This is a genomic window from Oceanisphaera sp. (assembly GCF_048268965.1).
Taxonomy (GTDB): domain Bacteria; phylum Pseudomonadota; class Gammaproteobacteria; order Enterobacterales; family Aeromonadaceae; genus Oceanimonas.
On the sequence record NZ_JBLWUK010000027.1, the window covers coordinates 36,300 to 42,855 of the forward strand.

Here is a 6,556-nt window from a genome sequence, read left to right on the forward strand (position 1 = left end):
CAAACTGCTTTGCTCTACAATAGTGAATGTTCACCATTTATATAGCTATGCCCATGGGCGTGGCTTTTGCCGGCCAGTGACCGGCCCTCTCGTATTAAAGGACAGAAATCATGGCCCGTAATACCTATTATGCTCCCAAGGGCGGTTTGCCGCCTCAGTCTCAGCTGATCCACGATCGCGCCGTGTTTACCGAGGCTTACGCCGTTATTCCCAAGGGTGTCATGAGTGACATCGTGACCAGCTTCCTGCCATTCTGGGACGAGACTCGCCTGTGGGTTATCGCACGCCCAATGAGCGGTTTCTCCGAGACCTTCTCCCATTACATCATGGAAGTGTCGCCAAAGGGCGGCAGTGACAAGCCTGAGCTGGACAGTGGTGCCGAAGCGGTACTGTTCGTCGTTGAAGGGGAAATGACCCTGACCCTGGAAGGCCAAGAGCACCACATGGACCTGGGCGGCTACGCTTACCTGCCACCGGGTGCTAACTGGAGCCTGCGCAACAACAGCGACGCTCCGGTACGCTTCCACTGGTTACGCAAGGCTTACGAATTTGTAGAAGGTATCGACGTACCAGAAGCCTTCGTCACCAACGAAAACGACATCGAACCGACCGCCATGCCGGACACCAACGATGCCTGGGCTACCACGCGTTTCACCGATCCGACCGATCTGCGTCACGACATGCACGTGAACATAGTGACTTTCCAGTCTGGCGGCGTAATCCCGTTCGACGAAACTCACGTCATGGAACACGGCCTGTATGTGCTGGAAGGTAAAGCGGTTTATCACCTGAACCAGGACTGGGTTGAAGTTGAAGCCGGCGACTACATGTGGTTGCGCGCCTTCTGCCCACAGGCGTGTTACGCCGGTGGCCCAACTCGCTTCCGCTACCTGCTGTACAAAGACGTTAACCGTCACATGGTGTTGAACTCTTCACCTGCTTATCGCGGTAACCGCAAGTAAGCAGCACGAGTTAATGATTGCAAAAGGGCAGCCCAGGGGCTGCCCTTTTTAGTGTCAGGCCAATCGGCCATGGCGAAAATCTTGCACCGCCTGATAAATCTCTTCTTTGGTGTTCATGACAAAGGGGCCGTATTGCTCGATCGGTTCATGCAGTGGCTGACCGGCAATCAACAAAAAGCGGCTGTCTTGCAACGCCTGAACACGGACCCCGTCGCAGTCGTTACCCGTGTTCAATATCGCCATGCCGGGCGCTTGCATGGTTTGCTGCGCCACGCCTATTTCACCCTGATACAACTGGATAAATGCGTTATGCGCAGGGGGGAGCTGTTGTACCAAATGGCTGCCTGCCGGCAGGTGCACATCCAGATACACGGGCTCGGTCATCGGGCGTTGCACCGCCCCCTGCACGCCATGGCTGTTACCGGCAATCACACTAATGTGTGCGCCCGAGTCAGTTACTAAACGTGGCAGGGTGTCGGCGTCAAGATCCCGATACCAGGGGGTGCTCATCTTTTCATGGCTGGGCAAATTCAACCACAGCTGAAAACCGGCCATGCGGCCTGCAATTTGCTGCGGCATTTCAGAATGAATCACCCCGCGCCCGGCGTTCATCCATTGCACACCACCGGACTCCAGCAAGCCTTCATTGCCTTCGCTGTCGCGGTGCAGCATGCGGCCTTGCAGCATATAGGTAATGGTTTCAAAGCCGCGATGGGGATGGTCCGGAAACCCCGCGCTATAGTGGTCGGGATCATCACTGCCAAATGCATCCAGCATTAAAAAAGGGTCGAGGCGTTGCTGCAACGAGGCATCCAGATAGCGCGTTAATGTGACCCCTGCGCCATCAGAGGTGGCGCGTCCGGTAATCACTTGCTCAATAGTACGTGAGTGCGAAATAACGTCTGATGGCAACAGAGTAGACATAATAAGGCTCCTGAAGGTTATGCGTTTAAGGCCTGCGCCAGGTCGTGTTCGGCTTGCGTAAAGCCGGTTTGCGCGGCTTGCTCTCCCATGTTTAACCCTTCGGCATAAATAAAGTGTTGGTCGGTAATACCAATAAACTTTAACAGCGTCTTTAAATAAGGCGTTTGGCTGTCAGCCTCGGTGCCGCGATAAATGCCGCCACGTGCAAAACCAATATAGGCTTGCTTGTCTTTCAGCAGGCCTTGTGGACCCTGGTCGGTATAGCGGAACGTCACGCCGTTCAGCACGACATTATCAATCCAGTTTTTCAGCTGGCCGGAAATGCCAAAGTTATACATGGGCACACCCAGCACCAGGACATCGGCGTCTTGTAGCGTCTGCACCAGGGCCATGCTTTGCTCGACTCTGGCTGCTTGCTGTGCGTTACGCTGCTCGGTGGGCGTAAACAAGGCGGTAATGGCCTCGTTATCCAGTGCTGGCGCAGGATGAGTCGCCAAATCAAGCACCTGCACTGTGGCATCGGGATGGTTTTCCAGCAACCGCTCTACAATGCGATTGGCAACGCGAGTCGAGTTGGCATCTGTGGCGCGAGCACTGGCATTAACTTGTAATATTTTCATTTTGAATGGCCTCCTGGATAAGATGTGATTACTCTATATCATCGACCAATCAATGATTAGGTGGGGTAAATGAGTAACATTGTTCCATCAACAGAACAATTATCGGCGGATGACTTGCTGATCTTCGCGCAAGTGGCACAGTTGCACAGCTTTACTCAGGCGGCCAACCGGCTGGGCCGTCCCAAGTCGACGGTATCCAGGCGCATTACCCTACTGGAAGAACAACTGGGTGAACGGCTGTTTGTGCGGACGACCCGGCGCATGACGTTAACCGAGTTTGGCGAACAGTTGCTGGATCATGCCCAGCACATAACGGCAGAAGTGCAGGCGGCCTGGGCGCTGAGCGAGCAGCGCAAGGTGCAACCGAGCGGACGATTGCGGGTGTCTATTCCCAGTGACTTCGCCAACCTGTTTTTGGTCGACATGCTGGCGGCGTTTGTTGCCCTGCATCCCGAGGTGTCTTTGGAGCTGGATCTTTCTGCCCGACGGGTAGACTTGCTGGGTGAAGGGTTTGACCTGGCCGTACGCATGGGCGTCTTGCCCGACGATGCCCTGCTAACCGCCCGTCGCCTCACGGTATTTTCCAGCGGTCTGTATGCCGCGCCCGAGTATTTATTACGACAGGGCGAGCCCCGGCAGCCGGAGGACTTGCAGCAACACCAGGCCGTGCGTTTACTCACTCGTACCGGCGAGCCTGCCACATGGCATTTGCGCAACGGTGCCAAACAGTGGCAAGGCGTGCCATTGGGGCGATTAACGGCCAACTCGCCAGAGCTGCTAATGCGTCTGGCCTGCACCGGCGCCGGTATTGTTGAAATTCCGCATCAGTTTGCGCTAACCAGCGTGCAGGCCGGCCAATTGCGGCCAGTGCTATCGGCCTGGAGTGCGCCTGAGCACATTGCCTGGGCGGTGTTTCCCGGCCGGCGTTTAATGCCCGCCAAAACCCGTGCTTTTATCGACATGTTGGTGGTGGCTCTTAATAGCTAGGACGGGTTAGTGAGTAAGTATGCTACGCCTTTTCGTCCGTCATCAAAATTTGCTGCTTTGAGTAGGTAAGCCATCAGCATTATCGTTAACGGTTAAATGGCCTACGATAAAGGCCAGACACTAGCTTATTTTTTGGTAGCTAATGAATAATGGATTGTGAATGTGAGTATTTAAGTATGCGCATACAAGTGTGCTTTTAATGAGCGTTGACACTTATGAGTCCATAAGCCAGAATAGCCATACTCTTGCTATAGAGCAAGTGGCCGTTTGGTTACACCTTTGTCAAGTATTATGTTAGCCAACCATGCGATCGCATGGTGCTTCACGATATACCAGACTGTAGCTATTACAGTATTGTTCGGCGTATCTTGGCCAATGTGATTAGCGTATTGCTTCATAGGATACCTCCAAGCATATTATATAAACAGGTAATGTTGCGGCATGAGCGTTTAGCCCTAAGCTGAATTGTTCGTGAAGATCTCAGTAGTGACGATTGTCATTGCCGGTCAGGTGTATCGAGAGGTGCATCAAGACGGTGACACATAGCAAGTGGCCGCAGAATACTTGCTGTCACCGGACCCAAGGGAATTATATTTATGTGCCAAGATTTGGATTGGTATCGCAGGCGTGGTTATGCACATTTTGATCGACCTCTCCACAAGGATCAAGCTCGTCGGTTAGTTGAATGTCCAGATAATGTCGCTAGTCATGCATTTTGGCCGGTTATCATTAATCCCCAGTGTGTTATTTCCCGCAAGAAAGAAAAAAATACTAGTAGGCGAATTTATACTACTAAGTATCGTCCAATAGCTTATGCTGCGCATAGCGACTCTCATATATATGCGTATTATGCTAAAAAGTTGAACTTAGCTCTGGAGGATAGTTATAAAAAATATGGAGGCGAGCATGTACTTGCCTACCGGCGTTTCGATTCTCCCAAGAATAATATTCACTTTGCTTTAGATGCATTTAATGAAATTAAAAGTAGAAAAGAGTGTGATGTAATTGCAATTGATGTCGAAGGTTTTTTTGATACCCTCGACCACCACTTGTTGAAACAGGCTTGGGAAAAATTGCTTGGCCATGAACAATTACCTGCCGATCATTACGCCGTCTATAAAGCTTGCACTCGCGATAGTGCAGTTACTGTACCTGTTTTGCGAGACTTATTTAGTGGTGAAATTAGGCGGAGAGCCGGCAAGGATGGTGCTGCTATTTGTACTCCAGTCCAATTCCGTTCAAAGGTTAAACACAAACTGCGTCCTCGACATGAGCTAGCTTGGGAGGTAAAACGTAAACAACCGCCTGCTCATTTAAAAAGAAGCCCTGCTGGAATTCCACAAGGGCTTCCAATCAGTGCTGTGCTAGCTAATCTATACATGTTGAAAGTAGATAGTCTTATCCAGCTACATATAAAAGAGCTAGGAGGCAGCTATCGACGCTATAGCGATGATATTCTGTTAGTTGTACCTAAGGGAAGTGGACAAAAAGCTGAAAGGATTGTGACGCAGGCGTTACAAACAGTCTGCTTAACCGTAGAACCAACCAAAACCATGCGGTGTAGGTATTTAGAAGTTGCCAAGGCCTTAAAGTGCTTTAATCTTGATCAAAATTACAATCTAACTGTGCTAAGGCCGATGGCATATCTGGGCTTTACTTTTGATGGTGTAAATATTCGGGTCAGAGAGTCTACTATTGCTCACTTTATGATCAAGGCTAAAAGAGCTATTAAACGAGCTAAAATCGCTGCAATTAAAAATGAAACTATATTTATAAAAAAACGCCAACTATACGCTCGGCTGACACGACTAGGGTATGGCGACGCTTATGGCTCTAATATTTACCAAAAGCTTGGCGCAGGTATTCTTCCTCAGGGCGCTCCTAGGTTGGGATTTTTTAAATATTTGCAACGAGCTGAAGAGCTTACAAAGAGTGAATCTATAGGTAAGCAGATTCGTCAGGTTGAGAGTCAGGTTTTCAGAGAAATAAATCGCATGAAAATTAAGTTAACTCCTTAATCAGCTATAAGAATTTAGATGTTAATTTAACTGTTTTAATCATGTTTTTGTCTAAGCAGTCAGGTATAACAGGTATGGATGCATAACGACTTGGAGGCCGCACTGCTTGATCTTGTATCGAAGACTTCCGCATCAGTTACGTAAGGTTACTTACACCAGAAAATTCTTGAGTATGTAGTCGCATCTTAGTCATCCCCGTTATCTTAGCAATCCCCTCATACAAGCCGAATCACATCTAGTTTCGCTCACAATAGAAGTAAGAAGTTATACCAATCATATTACTGACCTCATTCTCGAGAATCAATGCAGCAAACAGAGTTTTGTTAATAAAATCAGATTGTTACGACTTATAAAATGTTAATTAAGGGCAATTAGGTCAGTAAGTCTGTGGTCAGGTATTGGGCCGGAGTGCCAGAGGCACAACAGCCGCCTCCCACGACACGCCATGAACTCATCTCTGAGGGCTCGGGAAATACCGACCATGGTATTTGGGAGGCGATCTCTGTTGCCTCTCCCAGAGCACTGAGTTGCCCGAAGGCAGTGCCAACAGGAGACTCTGCAGCATGAAGGAGGACAAAGGGTTCTGCTCCACCGACCATCACATGACAGGGATGTCATGTGCTGAGCGCCACATGGATGTGCTTGTAGCGAGTCGGTGGAGTAGGCCCTTTGTTCGGGGCTGATATGACAATCGAATAGAACGATTGTTTAATGTGATTGGTATAAGGGGTTAACAATACCTCATCACGAATGTGGATTCAGGGCTGGTTCGCCTTTAAAGGCAAAGACTTCTTCGCCACGATTCTTTGCTACGATAAGCACAGAACCCACGGAAGTTAATAAATAACTTCTGGCGCTCGGCGAAATATAGGGCGCTTTTGTAGGGTGCCGCTTTGAGCGCGCACTCCCGTCTCAGCGGGATTTTATTAAAACCATCCTGCTCCGCAGGACCTGCAGCTAAAGCGCAGGACTACAAAAGACGGTGTGTATTTTTAACAGGCGTTTGGTGCTGGAAGCTCGGCGCTGTTTTTATCTTTAATTTATA

General features: G+C 49.7%; 5 protein-coding genes. 3 read left to right on the top strand and 2 right to left on the bottom strand.

All coding sequences use genetic code 11. From position 1 onward, the window contains the following. Positions 1–110: 110 nt before the first annotated feature. A complete protein-coding gene (locus ACN0VL_RS11995) occupies positions 111–962 on the top strand; it encodes a bifunctional allantoicase/(S)-ureidoglycine aminohydrolase (protein ID WP_417617674.1) in 852 nt (283 codons plus the stop codon). A gap of 54 nt (positions 963–1,016) precedes the next feature. Here ACN0VL_RS11995 and ACN0VL_RS12000 read toward each other — a convergent pair whose 3' ends face one another. Then, positions 1,017–1,886, bottom strand: coding sequence for a pirin family protein (locus ACN0VL_RS12000; protein WP_417617676.1), 870 nt, complete (start codon positions 1,884–1,886; stop codon positions 1,017–1,019). A 17-nt stretch (positions 1,887–1,903) separates the two neighbouring features. Further along, complete coding sequence (locus ACN0VL_RS12005; protein WP_417617678.1) at positions 1,904–2,506, bottom strand: FMN-dependent NADH-azoreductase; 603 nt, start codon at positions 2,504–2,506, stop codon at positions 1,904–1,906. A gap of 69 nt (positions 2,507–2,575) precedes the next feature. Here ACN0VL_RS12005 and ACN0VL_RS12010 point away from each other — a divergent pair, with 69 nt between their 5' ends. Further along, positions 2,576–3,493, top strand: a complete 918-nt coding sequence (locus ACN0VL_RS12010; protein WP_417617680.1) for a LysR substrate-binding domain-containing protein — start codon at positions 2,576–2,578, stop codon at positions 3,491–3,493. A gap of 596 nt (positions 3,494–4,089) precedes the next feature. After that, the gene (locus tag ACN0VL_RS12015; RefSeq protein WP_417617682.1) at positions 4,090–5,511 is read left to right on the top strand and encodes a reverse transcriptase domain-containing protein; all 1,422 of its coding nucleotides are present in this window, start codon (positions 4,090–4,092) and stop codon (positions 5,509–5,511) included. Positions 5,512–6,556 lie beyond the last annotated feature (1,045 nt).